Below are 18,856 nucleotides of genomic sequence, written 5' to 3'. Positions count from 1 at the left end.
CTGCGGCGCGGCGGACCAGGCCGCCGGGCCGGAGAAGACACGCCGGTGCCAAGGAGTCCGCGACCTGCACGGCTGTGCGCGATCACGTGTGTGTAAGGCGGATGATAGCCCGGATGGGGAGGGGGATTTCTACGGCCTCAGGAGGGCTTTTCCGCGGCTTTTCCGGGGCCCGTTCTCCGGCCGGTCGACGGCCCTGGCGGAGGCGCCGCCAACCGGCCCGTGCGCCGGGCGAGTTCACTGATCCGTACACCGTCGAAGCCGAAGACCGCGCTGCGGACGCGGTCCTCGAGCGGTGCGGTCCACTGCGGCGGGATCGCGGCTGCGCCGCACAGCACCCCCGCCACAGACCCGGCCGTCGCACCGCTGGAGTCGGTGTCCAGGCCGCCGCGGACGGTGAGGGCGATCGTGGCGGTGAAGTCCCCTTCACCGTAAAGGAGTCCGGCCGTGAGAACGGCGGCGTTGGGGACGGTGTGGATCCAGTGGAGGTGGCCGGTCTCGCGGTCCAGCTCGCCCAGGGTCGCCTCCCAGGTGAGGCCCGCGTCGTGGAGGGCGGCCGTGCGCCGGACCGTACGGGCGAGGCGGCAGCCCGGCGGGATGTGCTCGAGCGAGACCTCGAGGGCGGCGCGGACCGACGGGGCCGTGAAGGCGGCGGCGATGAGGGCGGCGGCCCACATGGCGCCGTACACGCCGTTACCGGTGTGGGACAGGACGGCGTCGCGGCGGGCCAGGCCTGCGGCGCGGCGCGGGTCGCCGGGGGAGGTCCAGCCGTGGATGTCGGCGCGGATGAGGGCGCCGATCCACTCCTGGTAGGGGTTGTCGACGGTCGCGGCGACCGGCGGCTTCAGGCCGCGCGCGAGGTTGCGGTAGGCCGCCCGCTCGGCCGTGAACGTCTGCAGATAGGGGAGGCGGAGCAGCCACAGGTCGCCGACCTGCTCCGTCGTGAAGTCGAAGCCGTGAGTCTCCAGCAGGTGCAGGCCGAGGATCGAGTAGTCGACGTCGTCGTCGCGGGAACTGCCGTGGATGTTGCCGCGGGTGCACTCCGGCCACTCGGGGCGCAGCTCGAACTCCGCTGGATCCAGCGGGCTTCCGGGCGGCGGCCCGGGGATGTAGTCGGTGAGCGGAAGCGCGTCCATGCGGCGCAGGTAACGATCGATCCGCTGCCGCGTCCAGTGGTCGCCGCGCTCGACGGGCTTGCCGAGCATGTTGCCCGCGATCCGGCCCAGCCAGCCGCCGAGGATCTTGTCGTCGAGGTCCTGAACGGGGGCGGCGGCGGTGCGTTGCGCTGTCATGTGTCCGGTCTACTCGACGGAGCCGCGGGCGGACCGCATTTCGACAGCACGGCCGGGAGGCGACACTGTGACCGGGCGCCGACCGAGCCCGCCCCCTCGACCGTACGCGCACCGGCTCATCGAGGGACGCCCCGAACTGGCACAACGACAGCTTCCCCGGCTCGTTCTTCCCGCGCGGGATGCGGCCGGGCTCCGTCACGGTCGAGGGCCGGGCGGGGGCCGAGGTCATCGAGGGGCCGCGGAGCCGAGGCCACGAGGTGACGGTCGGAGAACCGTGGTCGGAGGGGCGGCTGTGCGCGGTGGCCCGCGACCCGGAGACGGGCGTGCTGTCGGCAGCCGCGAACCCGCGGGCCATGCAGGGGTACGCCGTCGGGCGCTGACGGCGTACGCGGTGCGGGCGGGGCTCCGGACAGGGCGTACGCGGGCGGACGTACGCGTGTGCGCGGTGCTGCCGGACGGCCGTACGCGTGCGGGCGGGGGGTTCATCCGCAGGTCACCGGCTGTCCCGCTGCGCGAAGGGAAGGGTTTCGGCGGTGCGTGGTTCGATGGGGGGATGATCGATGATTTCGTCTCCGGGCCCGATGCGGGCCGGCACCTGTCCGATGTCGAGGAAGCGGTGCGAGCGGCGGCCGCGGTCGAGGTGATGCCGCGCTTCCGGCAGCTCGCCGCGCACGAGATCGTCGAGAAGAACGGTCCGCACGACCTGGTCACGGTCGCCGACCGGCTCGCCGAAGAGCACCTGTCGGCCGCCCTGACGAAGCTGCTGCCCGGCTCGGTGGTGGTCGGCGAGGAGGCCGTCCACGCCGACCGGGGCATTCTGGGCGCGCTGAGCGGGGACGCGCCGGTCTGGATCGTGGACCCGGTCGACGGCACACGGCAGTTCGTGCACGGCGACCCCGGCTTCGCCACGCTCGTCGCGCTCGCCCACCGCGGCGAGCTGCTGGCCTCCTGGACGCACGCCCCGGCGCTGGGGCTGATGGCGGTCGCGGTGCGCGGCGGGGGAGCGCAGCTGAACGGAGAGCCGCTGCTCGCGGGCAGCCCGGAGCCGGGCGCGGTGCTGGAAATCGCCACCTCCCACCCCGACTTCAGGTCGCTGGAGGAGGACGAGGCGTTCGCGCGGCTGGTGGTCAGCGGTGTCGCCCCGCGGCCGTGCGGCTCGGCGGGGCTGGAGTACCTGCACGTGGCGCAGGGCGCCCTGGGAGCCGTGGCCTTCGGCTGGGAGAACCCGTGGGACCACGCCTCGGGGCTGCTGCTGGTCGCCGAGGCGGGCGGGGCGAGCGCGACGGTCGCGGGCGAGCCGTTCCGGATAGCCGGGGGGAACGCGCTCCCGTTCACGGCCGCCCGTGACGCGGCGACGGCCCGCCGGGTCCTCGACCTCCTCAAGGGCGCCCACCTGGGCGGCGAGCCGGCCGCCCACCCGGGCGAGGGCCCCTGGAACGACCAGCGGGGGACGGGCGCGTAGAGCGTGTGGAGCGTGTCCCCCCCGAGGCTGACCGAAGGAACGGAACCCAGGCCTTTTCGGGCAACCGGTCGAGACGGTCGCGGTGGGACGGGGCCAGGTGGAGATGTGCCGCGGCGAGATTCTTCTCCAGGTGGCCGATCCGGGCGGTGCCCGGGATCGGCAGGATGACCGGGGAGTGGCCGATGACCGGGGAGTGGCCGAGGAGCCACGCGAGCGAGACCTGCGCGGGGGCGGCGCCGAGTTCGGCTGCTACGAGGGCGATCTCGGCCGTCGCGCCCGACACCGCTCCGGCGACCGGCCGCAGCGCCTCCAGGTCGGGCTCGACCCGGTAGTACACGCCGAGGTCCCAGTCGGAGTCCGCTCGGTGCGTGCCGCGCGCCCGGCTCCCGCCGAGCGCGACGGCCCTGACGCCGGGGATGCGGACGAGCCGGTCTGCCATGGACCGGATGACCGCCTCTGCGGGCGACTCCGCCTGCGCTCCTGCCCCCGATCCAGGTCCCGGCCCGGGTCCATGTCCCGGCCCGGGTCCCGATTCCGTGCTCACCGCGCCGGTTCCGGCGCCTCGTCCGCAGTGCGCAGGCCGAGCGCGCTGAGCCGCTGCGCGGCCTCGGCGCCCTGTCTGGCGCCCTGCCCGGCGCCCGCGCCGCCGCGGAGCTCGGTCAGCCGCTGCCGCCCCGCCCCGGAGCGCTCGCCGAGCAGGACCGAGCCCACGAGGACCTCGAGCATGACGGCGTCGTACGCGTCCGAGGTCCGCCGGTGGCGGCGCGGGTCGCCTTCGACCAGCGCCCCGGAGATGATCAGCCCGTCGCCGTGCCGGCCCCGGCCGTCCCCGCCGTCGGCTCCCGGAGCGGGAGCGAACACGGCCTCGTAGACGCGGTGTCCCGTCCAGCTGCTGTGCAGGAAGAGCCGATTTCCCTCGGCGAAGGCGTTCCACCGCTCGTCCATGCCCTGGGCGCGGTAGCCCAGCTGGATGCGGTCCCACTCGGCGGCTGTCCAGACGCGGGCGGGGAGGAGGGGGAGAGCGACCGCCTTCGAAAAGCCATGCAGCTTGCGGAAGTCGGTGCGGACAATGCGTTCCATGAGCGAAGAGGGTAAGGCTTTTCCGGAGTCCGTCAGTAGCTCTCCGACATGGGCCGTTACGCCTGTCCGGAATCCTCCCGTAGGCTCCCCCGCGATCTTCGCCCGGGGTGGCCGCGCCGCAGACCACGGCCGCAGGACCGGGCGGATGGGACGACCGGATGGGACGACCGGATGAGGACGGACGCAGGAAGGCCGTCACATGCGCCGCATATCCTGGGCGAAGCCCCGGCGGCCGCGCGAAGCGGCCGGCCTCGGGGACCGGCCGTCGGATGACGAAGGAGTCTCGCGGTGCCATCGATGCTCGATGTGGTCGTGGTGGGGGCCGGGCCCAACGGGCTGACCGCCGCTGTCGAACTCGCCCGCCGCGGCTGCGCGGTGGCGCTGTACGAGGCGGGGGACACGGTCGGCGGCGGCGCCCGTACCGAGGAGCTCACCCTCCCCGGTTTCCGGCACGACCCCTGTTCCGCCGTCCACCCCTTCGGCGCGGGCTCGCCCGCCTTCAACGCGATGCCGCTGAGCCGCTACGGCCTCGAATGGGTGCACGCCGAGCTGCCGATGGCGCACCCCTTCCCGGACGGCACCGCCGCCGTGCTCGCCCACTCCGTCGGCGAGACCGCCGCCTCCCTGGGCAGCCGTGACGCGGGCACGTACCGCCGCCTCGTGGCCCCCTTCATGGGTCACTGGGATGCGCTGGCCGCGGACTTCCTCCGCCCCCAATGGCTCGGCCTGCCCGGCGACCCGGCGCGCTTCGCCCGCTTCGCGCTCCTCGGCCCGCAGCCGGTCGCGCTGCTGAACCGCCGATTCCGCGACGAGAAGGCGCGCGGGCTGCTCGCCGGGCTCGCGGCGCACGCCGTCAGCGGGCCGGGCAGCCTCACCACAGGCGGGCTCGCCGTGATGTTCGCGCTGGCCGCGCACGCGCACGGCTGGCCCGTGGCGCGCGGCGGCTCGCAGGCCATCTCGGACGCACTGGCCGGCTATCTGCGCGATCTGGGGGGCGCGATCCACACCGGCACGGTGGTCAAGCGCCTGGACGAGCTGCCGCCCGCCCGCGCGTACGTCTTCGACACCTCGCCCACCGCCCTCGCCCGGATCGCCGGGCTCGGCAACGCCTACGACCGCTTCCGCTACGGCCCCGCCGTCTTCAAGATCGACTACGCGCTCTCGGGGCCCGTGCCGTGGACCGCGAAGGACGCCCGCCGGGCGGGCACGGTCCACGTCGGCCCGTCGGCCCGGGAGATCGCCACGGCGCTGAACCGGGCGGCGCGCGGCCAGGCGCCCGAGGTGCCGTTCCTGATCACCGCCCAGCCGACGGTCGCCGATCCGGGCCGCGCTCCCGAGGGCAAGCACATCTTCTGGGCGTACGGCCACGTCCCGAATGGCTGGGACGGCGACGCGACCGACGTGATTGAGCGTCAGATCGAGCGCTTCGCGCCCGGGTTCCGGGACCTGGTGCTCGCCCGCGCCGTCGCAGGCCCTGCCGAGCTGGCGGACCGCAACGCCAACTACGTCGGCGGCGACATCGCCTGCGGCGCCTTCGACGGCCTCCAGTCGGTGCTGCGCCCCAAGCTCGCCCGCGTCCCATACGCGACCGCCCACCCGGCGGTGTTCCTGTGCTCCGCGGCGACCACCCCGGGGCCGGGGGTACACGGCATGTGCGGCCACAACGCGGCGCGGGCGGTGTGGCGCAGGCTGCGCGTGGCCGCGCGCACCTGAGGCGGCGTCAGGGCTTGCCGAACAGCCGCCCCGAGCATGCGCTTACGCCGCCCGCCCCAAGTCCGCGAGGACATCCGCCCGTACGGCCTCGGGATCCGTGCCCAGCCGCCGCAGCACCCCCGCCGTAAGCCGGTCCTCCGGATCCAGCAGCCCCAGCAGTACGTGTTCGGCGCCGATGTGACGGTGCTTCATCGCGAGCGCCTCGCGCAAGGACCGCTCCAACGCCCGCTTGGCGCGCGGGGTGAACGGGATGTGCCCCGCGCGTTCGCGGCCACCGCTCCGCCGGCGCCGCCGGAAGGGCAGGATCCGCCGCGGCCCGGGTTCCTCCCGGTGCGGCGGCATGTCGAGGGCGCCGGGCCCGAAGGTGTCCTCGGCGCGGCTGCGCACCTCATCCAGGTCGATGCCGAACGCCTTCAGGGCCTCCGCGTCATCGGTCCCGATCCCGCTGCCGCCCCGGCCGACGACGGCCGCGACCGCCGCCAGGCAGGTCTCGGCGGTGATGCCCCGGCGGTCCAGCGCGGCCGTACCCGGCGCGCCGGGCTGCGACACCACGCCGAGCAGCAGGTGCTCGCTGCCGACCCTGGTGTGCCCGAGTTCCCGGGCCTCCTGCTGCGCCTGCACCACAACCGCGCGCGCCTGCTTGGTGAATCGCTCGAACATACCTACCTCCTGGCGTGCTTCTTGTGGACGGCCTGCCTGCTCACGCCCAGCGCAGCTCCGATCTCCTCCCAGGACCAGCCCTGCCGCCTGGCGCCGTCGACCTGCAGCGCCTCGAGCCGCTCGACCAGCCGCCGCAGCGCGGCCACGGCGCGCAGGCCGATCTGGGGATCACGGTTCATGGCGGCCTCGGCCGCGTCCACGGCTTCTCTCGCGTCTGCTCCAGCCATGCTGTCAACCTAAGATGACAGCCCGAGCTTTGTCAACCTTCATTGACATAGGATGGTTGCGCGCGCACCGGGCTACGGCCAGCCGTTGTCCCCGGTGACCAGCGCGGCCAGCTCCAGGTATGCGTCGAGAGTCCGGGGCTGCAGCCGGTCGAGGACCAGCTCGCCGTCCGTCTCGAGGTGCCCGTCGTGCGGCACCGTGATCACCGCCCGACAGTGCGCCGCCACATGGGGTACGGGGCGCTCGTCCCAGGTCCGGCCGTGACCAGTGACGACCGTGATGCTCTGCCGGAGCAGATTCTCGAAGCCGCAGGAGAGCATCCGGTCGACAGTCGACCATCCGCTGCCCGTACCGTCCCGTCCGGGTGCAGTGACGATGATGAGCTGGTCGGCGAGATCGAGGCCGAGTCCGCCGCCTGGGCCGAGGGAACCGCTCACAGCGTGCTCGGACAGATCGCCGCCCAGGTCAATGAGGGTGATGGGGTAGTGCACGCCGAGCATGCTCAGCAGGCGGCGGTAGTCCTCGCCGCTCAGGCCACCGGAATCCCCCAGGGCACTGTCGGGGGCCAGAACGTCGAGTCCGTAGCGGCTGCGTGAGGTGAGCTGGCGGATGTTCGCGTAGGTTCCCAAGGCCGGGATCGCGCTCGCCACTTCGTGGAAGTACGCGCGCGTCTGCCGACGCATTCTTCCACGGAGGGCGGACGCCGTGGGGCCGGTGTCGACCGCGATGGTCCGGTGGGCGCGTACCGAGGCGAGGACGCAGCCGAGGACTGCGACGGTCGAGGTTCTGTCGGCCCGGTCGTCGAGTCCGGCCACCGCAATGCGGTAGGGGGTGGGCAGCGGCGACCGGATCATCGTAATGCGGCGCTCGCCCGTCGGCCTGGCTTCCCCGATCCCTAGTCGTGATGCCCATCCCTTGAGGCGGCGCGCCACCGGTCCCGGCTCGGTGGCCGCTTCCGGAGCACTGGTGGGCTGGAACCGCGAGACCGGGGGCGGTGGCAACTCAGGAGGCAGGATCAACTTGGCTGCGGGCGGGGGCGGCGGAGCGCTCCCGTAGAGCCGGAGCCCGAAGGTCTCCGCGACCTCCTGCGCCGTGGGCCGGGAGCCGGGTGTCGCATGGAGGCACGCTGTAACGATGGCGTGCACTCGTTCCCACTCCGGCCCCTGCCATCTCGGCAGGGCGAAGGCGTGACTGTGGCCGCCCTTGGGCCACCACCGGTCGGGGGCGCCGCCGCCCAGGGCGAGGAGGAGCAGGCCGAGCGCGAAGACATTGCTCTCCGCGGTAGGAGGCCGCCTGCGGGACAGCGTGGACGAGCGACCGTCGATGACCGTCGTCTCCCAGCCGGTGAGCTTGGCGATGCCGTCGACGACGAACACCGTGTCGCTGGTCAGGTTGGAGTGCACCATGCGCCGACCGAGGCACAGGGTCACCGCGTTCGCGACGCTGGCGCCGATCTTGGCGGCGGTGACGGCATCCAGATCCCCGTGCGCGCCGGCGAGGAGACGCGTCAGGCTCGAGGCAGGTGAGCCGTCGGAATCGAGGAGGATCTCCTCGGCGATCCACGGTGGGTCGTCATCGAGGCCCTGCCCGAGCAGTTGGGGCGCGTGGCGGCCGTCCATCCGGCGGAGCGCCTCTGCCTGGTTACGAATCCGTTTGACGGCCGAGCGCGAACCCGAGGGGCTCGCCAACCGCACCAGCACGGGCTCTCCGTCGGGTCCGTCGGCCAGATACGCGTCCGAGCCGGACCCGGCTGGCCCGCGCAGCTCGTAGCGGCCCAGCGACTCCGGGATCCCCGCTTGCGGCGGGGCCTGATGGGGACCTGACGGTGCCCCGAACCGTGCCAACAAATGGCGGCCGACCCCGGCGAAGGCGCGCTGCCCGGCGGCAAGCGACTCGGCCCCGTCCGATCGGGCGAGCCAGGCAGGGAAATCCGGTGACCGGCCCGCGACTTGTTCGAGCCGCCGCCCGACGTGGCGTCCGGTATTGATCAGCTCGGCGGTCGGGACCGCGTCGAGCAGTGCTCCTCGGGCAGCTTCCGTGAAGTCGAAGACGCGGTGCTGCAGGGGCAGCGGCCTCCTGGCGGGAGACCCGACAGCCGGATGCATCAGGCCGCCCAGGAAGACCTCTGCCAGGTGGCCGGTGTCCGCACGCCACGGAACGGCGGACTGCACCAGCCGCATGACCGGTACGGATACGGGCGCGACCGCCGCCAGGTGAGCCGCCAGCCGGAAAGCCTCGGGCGAGGCCGCGTCCCGGAAGTGCTGCACCTGCCGCACCTCGTCGTCGGCGGTACGGATGCCCGAACGGTCACGCGTGGCGTAGCGGCGGAGACCCGGGTTGCCGAGCAACGGAAGCAGCGCACCGGCGCCACGCGAGCCGAGGAGACGAGCCCACGCCCCCATGGGCCCCGGACTCGGTTCGAGCACCGGAACAGGCACCGGCAGGCCGTTGAACTCCGCCAGTTCCGCCGGCAGCACCGGATCCGAGACCGTCCAGTCGACATTGGCCGAGCCGCGCCGCCGACTGGTGACATGCCATCGCTCCGCCCGCAGGCCGGAGCCACTCCACAGCCGGCGCGGCAGCGCGTGCACGACCGCGGTGGGCCCGCAACACGCCCATCGGACCAGCGCGTTGTGCATCCTGCCGTCCCGCCACGCCGCGCCCATTCCGTCGCTCAGCACCAGAACCAGCGTCCTGCCCGAGGGATCCGCCAGCAGCTGCGGCGGCAGCGCAGGCGCATCCGGGTCGAAGGGCCGTCCGCGTACCAGGGGGGCGTTGCCTCCGCGCGTGTGCAGACCGAAAGTCCGTACGACCCGGAAGGCCCCCAGCCGCTGCATCATCGTGCGGAGCTCGGCAGCCAGCCGCTGCCACAGCAGCATCGACATGCCGTCGTCCACGACCAGGGCGAGGTCCAGCCAGCGTTCCCGCGCAGGCCGCAGCACCACATACGGCAGCCCGGTCTCCGCATGGCTCGCCGCGGTCGCCTCTTCGTCGAACTCCAGCCGGGACACGCTGGGCCGGTGCTGCTTGAGGGCACGGAGGGCCCGGCCGACGGCCAACTCGCTGCCCAGCGCCTTCCCTTCGGGAAGGACCACCGGCACGGCTCGCTTGCCCGCGGGCTCCGATGGGGGCCGACCGGACGGGGCGGGACCAGGTCCTCCCAGGGCCGCGTACAGATCGGTCGCTGCGGTCCTGGGGGCAGGCGGTGGCGCCGGCGCGGAGGGGGCCGGAGTGCTCCGCTGCGTGCCCCTCGGCCCGGACGGCTCCGGGGGCCCGGCCGGTTCGGCGGGCTGAGGTGACGGCCCCGGTGCGTCGAGGGGGCGAACGGACCCCGGTGCCGGATTCAACGACAGCTCGGGCCGATGGCTCGCCGCCCGCATCAGCGGGGCGTCCCCGTCCCCGCCCGGGATGAGGCGGGCCAGCCACAGGGCGTCCAGCAGCTCCTGATGAGAGAGGTCGACGCCGCTGTCGCTGAGGACCGCACGCACGTCGGTGATCAGCCCCGCCCGCGCCCCCCACGTACTCACACCGCCCCGCCCAGCCGGTGCAGCACGGCGTCCAGCAGCCCGTCCGCGTCCAGATCCACTCCCCCTGCACGCAGGAACACGGCGTTCAGCAGCTGATCGGTGGCCAGCTGCCCCGGCACGCGGCGCTGCAGGAACGCCCGCAACAGGTCGTCCACCTCCGCCATCGCGTCCCCGCCGAGGTGAGCGGTGACGATCGCCCTGAGCCGGTCCTCGTCCGGGACCGGCAGTTCCAGCTGTACGCAGCGGCGCAGGAAGGCCGGAGGGAAGTCGCGTTCCCCATTGCTGGTGATGACCACGACCGGGAACTCGCTGCAACGCACCCGTCCCCGCACGACCGTGGCCTGCTCGTCGGCCCGCGCGGTCAGCACCTCGACGATCGACTCCTTCTCGGGGAGTCGTGCGAGCTCCGGAATCTCGAACTCCCCCTCCTCGAAGACCGTGAGGAGATCGTTGGGCAGATCCACGTCGCCCTTGTCCAACTCGTCGACCAGGAGCACACGCGGCCGCTCACGCGGCACCAGCGCCGTCCCCAGCGGGCCGAGCCGTACGAACACACCGATGGAGGGCTCTTTCTCGCTCCGGTCGCGGCTCAGCGTGGTCTCCCGGAGCCGCCCGATCGCGTCGTACCGGTACAGCGCTTCCTGCACGGTGGAGCGGCTGTTGACCGGCCACCGCAGCACATCGCCGAGACCGAGCTCGTGGGCGATCGCCTCCGCCAGCGACGACTTGCCGGTGCCGGGATGCCCGGTGACCAGCAGCGGCCTGCGCAGATGCAGCGCCGCGTTCACCACATCCGCGTGCTGCCGCGAGATGAGATACGGCGACGGCAGGCGGCCGTCCGCCGCCCGTTCGCTGAAGCGCCGCCAGGGCGGCGCCTCGGGTAAGGGCACCACACGGCGCTCGCCGTCGCCGCGGAACAGCCGCCACTGCGCTTCCGACGTCATCGGACCCTCCGTCCGGATTCATGCCTCGGGTGATCAGAGATCGGTCGGGTCTGCCAGCTCCAGCTGCGGCATCCGGCGGTCCGCATCGGCCCACGCAAGCACCGGCCGGCCCACGAAGCGCTGCGGCTGCCGCAGGCGCCTCGCCCGGTAGGTGCGCACCGCCTCCGGCAGCCGCCGCGGTGGAATGCCCGCCAGGGACGGGACGGCATCGGAGGACGGGTCCGTCGTCCTGTCCCACAGGACGACCGGGATACCCATCGCCAGGCAGAGCTGGACGATCTCGATGCGTGCCTGCGGCGGTACGTCGTCGATGCTGACCCGTGCCGCGTCGAGCCGCTCCATGAGCAGCCCGTACACCTGGTCTTTGCCGCCCGTCGACCGGTCGATGTGCACCGTCGCCCCGTCGTCCAGCCGCCGCCAGCGGTGCCGCCACGAGGCCTTGTACCGCTCGCCGCCGCGCTCGACGAGCTCCGGGCAGTTGACGATGAGCGGATACTCGGCGCCGAGCACGCCCGGCAGGAGACCGGCAGGCCCCGGCCACTCCCACTGATCGACGGGCAGTTCCAACGCATCGCGGTCCACGAGCACTTCGATGAGGGGACGGGGGCTGTCGGGTGCGGCCCGGTGGAGCGGTTCGAGCACGCCGAGAATCTCCTCGGCGGCCTCCGGGGCGGTGCGCGTACGATCCGGGTCGCCGGAGACGCGGCGCGGCCCTGCTCCCTCGTCGCACCAGATCTGCACCCGGTACCGGTCGGCACCGTCCCGGTCGCTGTGCGCGGCCAGATGCACCAGCACGCGAGCCGCCGCCTGCCGGTGCCCGTCCTGCCGGGCCGCCCACTCCTCGGCATCCGCCCGGCGCTCCTTGAGCGCCGAGTCATGAACGCCCAGGCGCCCGGCGGTCGCCGCACTCCACTTGCGCAGCTCCTTCTGCTGCTGCGGTGGGCAAACGGCGGCCACGAACTCGACGGCGCGCAGCAGACCCGGGACTCCGGACGTGCCGTCCGGAACCGGCTGGCTGTCCCTCTGCAGGGCCTCCAGGTGCTCGACCACCGCCGCGATCCGGGCGGACCGTTCGGTGCCGTAGCAGTGCGGGGAGCTCTCGGCCGGCTCGGCCCCGCACAGCCCCGAAGGCAGCCCGGTCAGTGGCAGGGCGGCGCGTACGGCCGAGAGGAGGCGCGCCGCCGCATCCTCGGGCAGAGTGTGGAGGACCTCCGTCAACTGCCGGTGTTCGCGGGGTGAAAGCAGCGTCGCCGTGTCAGACAGTCGTCCGACGGCGAGCAGCTCCGTCACCGCTCGCGGAGCGGTGGCCTGGAGGATTTCGGTGAGTGCGGGAATGGCCCGCTTCTCGGTGGCGAGCAGCCGCGCGAACTCGTCCACCGACGGCAGGTTGCGGCCCTGCGGGTACGCCGCCCCGCACCGCTGCGCGACCGTCCGTGCGCAGTCCGCCCGGTGCGCGGGGTCGGGCAGAGCGCGGCCGAGGATATCCGCGAGGTCGCGCCGGATCGCGTCCGGCGGAGCCGGGACACTGGGGCCGAGCCCCTCAATGATGTACTCCCCGCCCGCGCGCGCCAGTTCCTCCTGGATGCGTTGCCAGGGAATGCCCCAGCTGCGGCGGGCGACATGCTGGGGCGAGTAGGGCTGGAGAACGCCCGTGACGGGGTCGTGAGGAGGCGTCAGCGTTGCAGCGACAAGGCCGACCACAGCGGCGTCGCCGACCGACCACAGGGGACCGCCGCTGTACCCGTGATCGATCGCCACCCCGGTCGGCATGCCGTCGACATACCCGGTCCTGCCGTCGCACGCGGTTACCCGGCCGTCGGCGACCGTGGCAGCATGTCCTCCGCCGTGCCAAGCTCGTACGGTCTGTCCCTCGGCCATCGGCTGCCAGCGCGGCGGAAGGACCGTCGCGGGCAGGTCCTCGGCCAGCTCGAGCACGGCCAGGTCGCCACTCCACTCGACAGCGCCCGCGGTACAGGAAGGGCCGGGCGGAATCCAGACCACGGGCCGGGCCGTGGTCTCGTGGAAGCCGCTCGGGTGGAGCACGAGCACGCGCACTGCGGCAGGCGCCGGGTCGTCCGCGTCTTCCGGCCGGTTCCCGAGCGCGCTGTTGACCACATGGGCGCACGTCAGAAGGCGGCCGCCGGGCAGCAGGACGCCCGATCCGGCGGCGCGGCGACCACCCCGGGGCAGGATCGACACAGAGCTTGGGCGCGCCAGGAAAGGCGCGGTGTGGAAGTTCTCCACGGCTCAGTCCGTGCGTGCCGCGTCCGTAGCCGAGGACAGCCGCCAGGTGGCTGAAATGGTCATGCTCGCCTGGCCGTTCGCACCGACGATCCCGAGTTTGAAGTCCTGGCCGATGTGTACGCCGAACTGCACGCTGATCTCCTGGGGCGGGTCGGCCGCGGTCGCGACCGAGTCGTGCACCTGCTGCAGCAGCGGCCCGAGCGGTCGCAGCGCCGAGCGCATCGTGTCCGTGGCGAGAACCGCTGCGGTCTCGCTGCGGCGCCCTGCCGGGACCGCGCCGGCGATGCCGTCGGGCAGATCCTGACCAGCGGTGTCCGCAGGGGCCGGCGGGCCCGCGGGGCGGGCGCCAACCGCTTGCGCGACTCCCGGTTCCGGCGGTATGCCCACGGGAGCCAGCTCCAGGCGTACGGATGTGTCATCGGCCAGGAGCATCTCGGCGTAGTGCGTCACCGCACACATGATGCAGATCAGCACCCCACCGGTCTCCCGTTTGCCGCAATCGGATCACACCCGATGCACAGCGCTCGTTCGACATCGATGTCGGATTCTCGCCAGCCCCGCCCACTCCCCGTACCCGATGCTTGGACCCATGCACACCGACACCGACCGGTGCGTACGCGCCGTCCAGGCGAAGGACGCACGCTTCGACGGCTGGTTCTTCACCGCCGTCCTGACCACCGGCATCTACTGCCGCCCGAGCTGTCCGGTCGTGCCGCCCAAGGTCGAGAACATGCGCTTCTATCCCAGCGCGGCCGCAGCGCAGCAGGCCGGGTTCCGGGCCTGCAAGCGCTGCAGGCCCGATGCCAGCCCCGGCTCCCCGCAGTGGAACGAGCGCGCCGATCTCGTCGCCCGCGCGATGCGGCTGATCGCCGACGGCGTGGTCGACCGGGAGGGGGTGCCGGGGCTCGCCGGGCGGCTCGGGTACAGCGCGCGGCAGATCGAGCGGCAGCTGCTGGCCGAGCTGGGCGCGGGCCCGCTCGCGATCGCCCGTGCACAGCGCGCGCAGACCGCCCGGCTCCTCATCGAGACCGGCCAACTCCCCATGGCGGAGATCGCCTTCGCCGCCGGCTTCTCCAGCATCCGCACCTTCAACGACACCGTGCGCGAAGTCTTCGCCCTCTCGCCGAGCGAGCTGCGCGCCCGCGCCGCGCGCGGTACGAGCGGCGACGGTCGTACGGCGGCCACGGCCGCGACCGGGACGATCTCGCTGCGCCTGCCCTACCGGGCCCCGCTCTCCCCCGACAACCTCTTCGGGCACCTCGTCGCCACCGCCGTCCCCGGGGTCGAGGCGTGGCGCGACGGGGCGTACCGGCGCACGCTGCGGCTGCCGTACGGGCAGGGGGTCGTCGCGCTGCGCCCCCAGCCGGACCACATCGCCTGCCGGCTGGCCCTCACCGACCTGCGCGACCTCACCATCGCGATCAGCCGGTGCCGCCGCCTGCTCGACCTCGACGCCGATCCGGTGGCGGTGGACGAGCTGCTCAGGACGGATCCGCTGCTCGCGCCGCTGGTCGACAAGGACCCCGGCCGCCGGGTGCCGCGGACGGTCGACGCCGCGGAGTTCGCCGTGCGGGCCGTCCTCGGCCAGCAGGTGTCGACGGCAGCCGCCCGTACGCACGCGGGCCGCCTCGTCCTCGCGCACGGCGAGCCCGTCGACGACCCCGCGGGCGGACTGACCCACCTCTTCCCCGGCCCCGAGCAGCTCGCCGCCCTCGACCCCGGGCAGCCGGCCCTGCCCCGCAGCCGCCGTACCACGCTCACCAGGCTCGTCGAGGCCCTCGCCGCCGGGGACATCGACCTCGGCGCGGGCAGCGACTGGGACGAGGCCAGAGCCCGGCTCGCCGCGCTGCCCGGGATCGGACCCTGGACGGTCGAGGTGGTCGCCATGCGCGCACTGGGCGACCCCGACGCCTTCCTCCCGACCGATCTCGGGCTGCGGCGCGCCGCCCAGGAGCTCGGTCTGCCGTCGACGCCTGCCGCCCTCACCGCGCGGGCCGCGGCCTGGCGGCCTTGGCGGGCGTACGCCGTCCAGTATCTGTGGGCGACGGACGACCACCCCATCAACCACCTGCCCGCCGTCTGACCGGCGATCTGCCCGGTCGACGATCCGACCGTCGAGGAGCACGCCATGCCCGAGCGCACCCACACCGTCGTCGACAGCCCCCTCGGCCCGCTCACGCTGGTCGCCACAGGCGGGGTCCTCAGCGGTCTCTACATGACCGAGCAGCGGCACCGGCCCCCGGAGGACACCTTCGGCACCCCCGACGACGCGCCCTTCGCCGAGGCCGTACGCCAGCTGAGGGCCTACTTCGCGGGAGAGCTGACCGCTTTCGACCTGCCTCTCCGCCTGGACGGCACGCCCTTCCAGCAGCGCGTCTGGGAGGTCCTGCGCCGGATCCCGTACGGCGCGACGGTCTCGTACGGGCAGCTGGCCGACCGCCTCGGGAACCCGTCCGCATCGCGCGCCGTCGGCCTCGCGAACGGCCGGAACCCCATCGGGATCATCGTCCCCTGCCACCGGGTCGTCGGCGCGAGAGGCAGCCTCACCGGCTACGGCGGCGGGCTCGACCGCAAGCGCCGCCTCCTCGACTTCGAGTCCGGGACGGGCTCCCTCGAGGGATTGCTCAAGACAGGTCAGTGACCTCGCCGGAGTCGTTGCCGAACTGGGCGTAGGCGTCGGGGACTTCGCGGTGGGCGACGAGGTTCTCGGGTTCACCCACGGGCGGGCGAGTCACGCCGAGTTCGTGCTCGCCGACGCCCGCGATCGAAAGGCGCCACACCCGCGGCAAGATCGTGCTCAAGCCTTAAGCCACGTGGAGAACTCGGGCTGCAGCGTGCTCCCCCAGCCAGCGGTATCCGGGGGGAGCGGGGGACGGCGGGTCAGGGGAGAAGCCGCTCCAGGAGGGCGGGCAGGGCCGTCCCGATCGGCTCGCGCACCACCTCGTCCGCCACATCGTCGTACGGCGTCGGCTCGGCGTTCATGATGATCAGCCGTGCGCCGTGCTCCGCCGCCAAACCGGCCAGCGAGGCGGCCGGCTGCACCTGGAGGCTCGTACCCACCGCGATGAAGATCTGGCACGCCTGGGCGATGGCCATGGCCTGGGCCAGCACGTCCGGGTCGAGCCGTTCGCCGAACATCACCGTCGCCGACTTGAGGATTCCGCCGCACTCCCGGCACGGCGGGTCGTCCTCGCCCGCCGCCACCCGGCCGAGGGCCTCGGCCATCTCCGAGCGCGCCGTGCAGCGCGTGCACATCACGGCCCGCGCCGTTCCGTGCAGCTCCAGCACCTTGCGGGGCGGGAGCCCGGCGAGCTGGTGCAGCCCGTCGACGTTCTGCGTGATCACCCGGACCGGCACCCCTGAGCGCTCCAGCTCGGCCACCGCGCGGTGCGCAGGGTTGGGCTGTGCGCGGAGTGCCGGGCTGTTCCGCCGCATCTGCCAGGAGCGGCGGCGGATCTCCGGGTCGGACATGTAGTACTCGTACGTCACGAGCTTCTCGGCCTCCGGATCACGCCGCCACAGGCCGTTCGGACCGCGGTAGTCGGGAATCCCCGAGTCGGTGGAGATCCCGGCACCGCTGAGGACCGCCACGAGGGGCTGCCGGGAGCCGTTCCGCGCGCTCGTCTCGCCGCTGCTCATGCGGCGAGCGTACGCACGGGGGAGGGCCGGGGGCGAGCGGCTTTCCGGAGCCTTGCCGCTGTCCGGCGCCGCTCTGCGCGTCGCTAGCGGGACGCGACGCCGAGCGGCGGGTATCCGTTCTCCAGCTCCGCCGGACCCGTGCCGCCCGCCAGCGCGCCGAGCGCGGCGCGGACGCGGCGCCCGAGCCCGCCGTCGAGATAGCCGTAGGCCGCGTCCGGGTGCACCAGCTGCCAGGACAGCAGCTCGGCCTCCTGGAGGCGGATGGCGGTGAGCTGGGCCTCGTCGAGCACTCCGCCGTCGTAGAGGTACGACACCAGCGGAGGCCTGGCGGGCCCGGGTACCCAGTCGACGGCGAGCAGCGGCCCGAGCTCGACGTCGAGTCCGATCTCCTCCGCCGCCTCGCGCCGCGCGCCCTGCCGCGGTGTCTCGCCGTGGTCGGACTCCACGGTGCCGCCGGGCAGGATCCACTTCCCGTCGTTCCGGTAGTTCGGCTCCACCAGCAGGATCCGGCCCCGCGCGTCGCGGAAGATGACGCCCGCACCGGCGAGAACTCTCGGCAGTCCGGCGATGTATGTGGCGTAGTCGTCGATGGTCACGGCCGCGAGCCTAGCGCCCGCGCCCGGCACCGGCGGACCGCTCTGGTTCGCCCCGTTCACGCTGGGCAGTGCGGCTCACCTCCGGATAGGGTCGCAGCGGCGCGACCGCGTGTTCGATAGCGAGGGGTAGTAAGTGGCGGACGCAGCAGTCAAGGAAACCGGGCGCGTGCTGATCGCCGCGGACAAGTTCAAGGGCTCGCTCACGGCCGTAGAGGTCGCCGAGCGCGTCGCCGCCGGGCTGCGGCGGGTGGCCCCTGGCGTCCGCGTCGAGTCGCTGCCCGTTGCCGACGGTGGCGACGGGACGGTCGACGCCGCGGTCGCCGCCGGGTTCGAGCGCCGCGAGGTACAGGTCACCGGTCCGCTCGGCATCCCGCTCATGGCTGCGTACGCGCTGCGCGACGGCACCGCCGTCGTCGAGATGGCGGAGGCCTCCGGGCTCCAGCGCCTGCCCGCCGGCGTCTTCACGCCGCTCACGGCGACCACGTACGGCACGGGCGAGCTGCTGCGGGCCGCGCTGGACGCGGGCGCGCGCACGATCGTCTTCGGCGTCGGCGGCAGCGCGACGACGGACGGCGGCGCGGGCATGCTCGCCGCGCTCGGCGCGCGCTTCCTCGACCGCGACGGCGAGCCGGTCGCGCCCGGCGGCGGCCCGCTCCGCGAGCTCGCCACCGCCGACCTCTCCGGCCTCGACCCGCGGATCGCCGATACGGAGATCGTCCTCGCGAGCGATGTCGACAACCCGCTGACCGGGCCGAAGGGCGCCGCGGCGGTCTACGGCCCGCAGAAGGGCGCGAGCGAGGAGGACGTCGAGCTGCTGGACGCCTCGCTCGCTCACTACGCGCGTGTTCTGGAGCAGGCGATCGGGCCGGAGGCCGCGGCGTACGCGCAGTCGCCCGGCGCGGGAGCGGCGGGCGGCATCGGCTACGGCGCCCTGATCGGGCTCGGCGCGAGCTTCCGGCCGGGCATCGAGGTCATGCTCGACGTTCTGGGCTTCGCGGCGGCACTGGAGCGGGCGGACCTCGTCATCACGGGTGAGGGCTCGCTCGACGAGCAGACGCTGCACGGGAAGGCCCCGGCGGGGGTCGCGGCGGCGGCGCGGGCGGGTGGGCGGCGGGTGGTCGCGGTGTGCGGGCGCCGCGTCCTGTCCGACGAGGCGCTGGAGGCCGCGGGCATCGCCCGCGCGTACGCCCTGACGGACCTGGAGCCTGACCCGGCCGTCTGCATCGCCGATGCCGGGCCCTTGCTGGAGCGCGCGGCAGAGCGCCTGGCGATAACGGAGCTGCGCTCCTAGCCCCCACGTTGTGGGCATGCGTTCCGCGGGGCGATGGGGGTCCCACCATGCCGTTCAGGCTATGGGGGAGGGTGGGCACAATGTGGCCACCGGCGTGCAGCCGCGTACGGGGCGGGAGCTCCCGGCAGGGGTGGCGCACCGTCGCCGGGTGCGGCCCGGTGGCCGGTTTGTGCCCACCCGTTCCGC

At 73.6% G+C, this 18,856-nt stretch carries 16 protein-coding genes and 3 pseudogenes; 6 read left to right on the top strand and 13 right to left on the bottom strand.

What is annotated here, in order from left to right; all coding sequences use genetic code 11:
- Window positions 1-137 precede the first annotated feature (137 nt).
- Window positions 138-1,289, bottom strand: coding sequence for an ADP-ribosylglycohydrolase family protein (locus ACTWP8_RS24590; RefSeq protein ID WP_443324297.1), 1,152 nt, complete (start codon window positions 1,287-1,289; stop codon window positions 138-140).
- 125 nt (window positions 1,290-1,414) lie between these two features.
- On the opposite strand from ACTWP8_RS24590, the pseudogene ACTWP8_RS24585 reads away from it, so the two are divergent.
- A pseudogene (locus ACTWP8_RS24585) lies at window positions 1,415-1,669 on the top strand (gamma-glutamyltransferase family protein); the annotation flags it as partial.
- Window positions 1,670-1,842: 173 nt separating this feature from the next.
- Complete coding sequence (locus ACTWP8_RS24580; protein ID WP_443324296.1) at window positions 1,843-2,751, top strand: inositol monophosphatase family protein; 909 nt, start codon at window positions 1,843-1,845, stop codon at window positions 2,749-2,751.
- A gap of 49 nt (window positions 2,752-2,800) precedes the next feature.
- On the opposite strand, the pseudogene ACTWP8_RS24575 reads toward ACTWP8_RS24580, so the two are convergent.
- The 3 genes and pseudogenes from ACTWP8_RS24575 to ACTWP8_RS24565 all read right to left on the bottom strand — a co-directional run.
- Window positions 2,801-3,052 (bottom strand): annotated as a pseudogene (locus tag ACTWP8_RS24575) (aldo/keto reductase); the annotation flags it as partial.
- A 24-nt stretch (window positions 3,053-3,076) separates the two neighbouring features.
- Window positions 3,077-3,190: pseudogene (locus ACTWP8_RS24570) on the bottom strand (nucleotidyltransferase domain-containing protein); the annotation flags it as partial.
- A gap of 101 nt (window positions 3,191-3,291) precedes the next feature.
- Window positions 3,292-3,831, bottom strand: a complete 540-nt coding sequence (locus ACTWP8_RS24565; protein ID WP_443324295.1) for a hypothetical protein — start codon at window positions 3,829-3,831, stop codon at window positions 3,292-3,294.
- A 297-nt stretch (window positions 3,832-4,128) separates the two neighbouring features.
- Here ACTWP8_RS24565 and ACTWP8_RS24560 point away from each other — a divergent pair, with 297 nt between their 5' ends.
- Complete coding sequence (locus ACTWP8_RS24560) at window positions 4,129-5,544, top strand: phytoene desaturase family protein (RefSeq protein WP_443324411.1); 1,416 nt, start codon at window positions 4,129-4,131, stop codon at window positions 5,542-5,544.
- A gap of 42 nt (window positions 5,545-5,586) precedes the next feature.
- Here ACTWP8_RS24560 and ACTWP8_RS24555 read toward each other — a convergent pair whose 3' ends face one another.
- The 6 genes from ACTWP8_RS24555 to ACTWP8_RS24530 all read right to left on the bottom strand — a co-directional run bounded on the left by ACTWP8_RS24555 (window position 5,587) and on the right by ACTWP8_RS24530 (window position 13,594).
- Window positions 5,587-6,204 carry a Clp protease N-terminal domain-containing protein gene (locus tag ACTWP8_RS24555; protein WP_443324294.1) on the bottom strand — a complete coding sequence of 206 codons (618 nt, stop codon included), beginning with the start codon at window positions 6,202-6,204 and terminating at the stop codon, window positions 5,587-5,589.
- A 2-nt stretch (window positions 6,205-6,206) separates the two neighbouring features.
- Window positions 6,207-6,431: a hypothetical protein gene (locus ACTWP8_RS24550; RefSeq protein WP_443324293.1), complete on the bottom strand. Its 225-nt coding sequence runs from the start codon at window positions 6,429-6,431 to the stop codon at window positions 6,207-6,209.
- Window positions 6,432-6,503: 72 nt separating this feature from the next.
- Entirely contained in the window at window positions 6,504-9,956 is a 3,453-nt protein-coding gene (locus ACTWP8_RS24545) for an SAV_2336 N-terminal domain-related protein (RefSeq protein ID WP_443324292.1), read from the bottom strand.
- Window positions 9,953-10,900 (bottom strand): AAA family ATPase, encoded by a 948-nt coding sequence (locus ACTWP8_RS24540; RefSeq protein ID WP_443324291.1) that lies wholly within the window; start codon window positions 10,898-10,900, stop codon window positions 9,953-9,955. The genes ACTWP8_RS24545 and ACTWP8_RS24540 overlap by 4 nt, the downstream gene beginning before the upstream one ends.
- A gap of 33 nt (window positions 10,901-10,933) precedes the next feature.
- The gene (locus ACTWP8_RS24535) at window positions 10,934-13,144 is read right to left on the bottom strand and encodes a VMAP-C domain-containing protein (RefSeq protein ID WP_443324290.1); all 2,211 of its coding nucleotides are present in this window, start codon (window positions 13,142-13,144) and stop codon (window positions 10,934-10,936) included.
- Window positions 13,145-13,147: 3 nt separating this feature from the next.
- Window positions 13,148-13,594 (bottom strand): CU044_2847 family protein, encoded by a 447-nt coding sequence (locus tag ACTWP8_RS24530; protein ID WP_443324289.1) that lies wholly within the window; start codon window positions 13,592-13,594, stop codon window positions 13,148-13,150.
- 139 nt (window positions 13,595-13,733) lie between these two features.
- Here ACTWP8_RS24530 and ACTWP8_RS24525 point away from each other — a divergent pair, with 139 nt between their 5' ends.
- Together ACTWP8_RS24525 and ACTWP8_RS24520 are read left to right on the top strand one after the other, a co-directional pair.
- Window positions 13,734-15,227 (top strand): AlkA N-terminal domain-containing protein, encoded by a 1,494-nt coding sequence (locus ACTWP8_RS24525; protein WP_443324288.1) that lies wholly within the window; start codon window positions 13,734-13,736, stop codon window positions 15,225-15,227.
- 45 nt (window positions 15,228-15,272) lie between these two features.
- The gene (locus tag ACTWP8_RS24520) at window positions 15,273-15,785 is read left to right on the top strand and encodes a methylated-DNA--[protein]-cysteine S-methyltransferase (RefSeq protein ID WP_443324287.1); all 513 of its coding nucleotides are present in this window, start codon (window positions 15,273-15,275) and stop codon (window positions 15,783-15,785) included.
- Here the strand turns inward: ACTWP8_RS24520 and ACTWP8_RS24515 are convergent.
- From ACTWP8_RS24515 to ACTWP8_RS24505, 3 genes are all read right to left on the bottom strand, one after another.
- Window positions 15,769-15,945, bottom strand: a complete 177-nt coding sequence (locus ACTWP8_RS24515; RefSeq protein WP_443324286.1) for a hypothetical protein — start codon at window positions 15,943-15,945, stop codon at window positions 15,769-15,771. The genes ACTWP8_RS24520 and ACTWP8_RS24515 overlap by 17 nt on opposite strands.
- A gap of 79 nt (window positions 15,946-16,024) precedes the next feature.
- Window positions 16,025-16,783, bottom strand: coding sequence for an SIR2 family NAD-dependent protein deacylase (locus tag ACTWP8_RS24510; RefSeq protein ID WP_443324285.1), 759 nt, complete (start codon window positions 16,781-16,783; stop codon window positions 16,025-16,027).
- An 83-nt stretch (window positions 16,784-16,866) separates the two neighbouring features.
- Window positions 16,867-17,379, bottom strand: a complete 513-nt coding sequence (locus ACTWP8_RS24505) for an NUDIX domain-containing protein (RefSeq protein WP_443324284.1) — start codon at window positions 17,377-17,379, stop codon at window positions 16,867-16,869.
- Window positions 17,380-17,512: 133 nt separating this feature from the next.
- On the opposite strand from ACTWP8_RS24505, the gene ACTWP8_RS24500 reads away from it, so the two are divergent.
- Window positions 17,513-18,670: a glycerate kinase gene (locus ACTWP8_RS24500; protein ID WP_443324283.1), complete on the top strand. Its 1,158-nt coding sequence runs from the start codon at window positions 17,513-17,515 to the stop codon at window positions 18,668-18,670.
- The last annotated feature ends 186 nt before the right edge of the window (window positions 18,671-18,856 follow it).

It is taken from the genome of Streptomyces sp. 7N604, from assembly GCF_052245475.1.
Lineage (GTDB): Bacteria > Actinomycetota > Actinomycetes > Streptomycetales > Streptomycetaceae > Streptomyces.
This window is presented reverse-complemented; position numbering and strand designations above follow the sequence as displayed.